The organism is Paraburkholderia sp. BR14320 (assembly GCF_040948665.1).
Classification (GTDB): domain Bacteria; phylum Pseudomonadota; class Gammaproteobacteria; order Burkholderiales; family Burkholderiaceae; genus Paraburkholderia; species Paraburkholderia youngii.
On sequence record NZ_JBFPKG010000202.1, the window covers coordinates 1 to 1,100 of the forward strand.

Annotated in this window: 2 protein-coding genes; both read left to right on the forward strand. The window is 55.4% G+C overall.

Annotated elements, in window-relative coordinates; all coding sequences use genetic code 11:
• The first annotated feature begins 256 nt into the window (after positions 1–256).
• The gene (locus tag AB3X89_RS39870; RefSeq protein ID WP_368588013.1) at positions 257–499 is read left to right on the forward strand and encodes an AbrB/MazE/SpoVT family DNA-binding domain-containing protein; all 243 of its coding nucleotides are present in this window, start codon (positions 257–259) and stop codon (positions 497–499) included.
• Positions 496–927: a PIN domain-containing protein gene (locus tag AB3X89_RS39875; RefSeq protein ID WP_368588014.1), complete on the forward strand. Its 432-nt coding sequence runs from the start codon at positions 496–498 to the stop codon at positions 925–927. Before AB3X89_RS39870 ends, AB3X89_RS39875 begins: the two co-directional genes overlap by 4 nt.
• The last annotated feature ends 173 nt before the right edge of the window (positions 928–1,100 follow it).

A 1,100-nucleotide genomic window follows, 5' to 3' on the forward strand; every position in this document is an offset into this window, starting at 1 on the left:
CCGCTTGCGCGGCCCACCCGTTTTCAGTCTTGCCTGGTAAGGCATGAAAGCTCGCCTGTCGGATAGATCACTGGGCTCTTTCTACCGGACCCACGGTCGCCGCGCAAGGACCCTGCTGAACAAAGCCACCGTGCCCTACCAAGCGTATTTGTGGTCAGCTTTCGTCCGACAAATGCGACTCATGAAGATCCTTGGACTTGAAAGACGCGGAAGCTAGATATACAATATTATTAATGTATATCCATGAGAGGTGATCATGCAGGTCGCAAAATGGGGCAACAGCCTTGCCATTCGGCTGCCCGCGACTGTCGTCGATGCACTGTGTTTGAAGGAGGGCGACGACATTGAAATCTATGCCGACCAATCCGGGGCGTTCTCGGTCAGCAAAAAGCCGACAGTCGCTGAGCGGATCGAGCGTCTGCGCAAGTACCGGGGACGGCTGCCTGCCGACTTCAAGTTCGATCGGGAGTCGCTCAGCGAAAGGGGAGGCGCTGAATGACCGTTGAGGCACCAACGCGATTTGCCGTCGATAGTAACGTCATTGCCTATCTGTTCTCGGGCGACGCAGCAAGGGCTGACCGGGCCGAGGCGCTAGTGATGCAGCGAACTCCGAAGCCGGTCATCAGCACGCAGGTAATGAACGAGGTCACCCTCGTTATGAAGCGGAAGATGGGGCTGCCGTGGCCGGAAATCAACGTCCTCATGGGCGATGTAGAAGAGTTTTGCGAGATCGTTCCACTGACGCTCGAAGTCCACAAGGAAGCTCGCCGTATCGCCGAGCACTACGGATTCAGATTTTACGATTCGTGCATCATCGCCTTCGCGTTGCTTGAAGATTGCGAAGTTATCTACACCGAAGACATGCAGCACGGCCAGGTCATCTTCGACCGGCTGACGGTGGTCAATCCGTTCCGTTCACCCGGTTGATCGCCGTCTAATTCGTGCTGAGGCGTCGCGCGGGCATTGTCACGTTATCGGGTTCTGTTGCAGTAAGGGTGTCGGGACGAGAAATGTCGATATGATAAGTATTGCTTATGACACAAGGGAGTAAAACTGCTGGGAAGCAGACGACGGGTCTTTGCCCGCACATTTCATCTGTC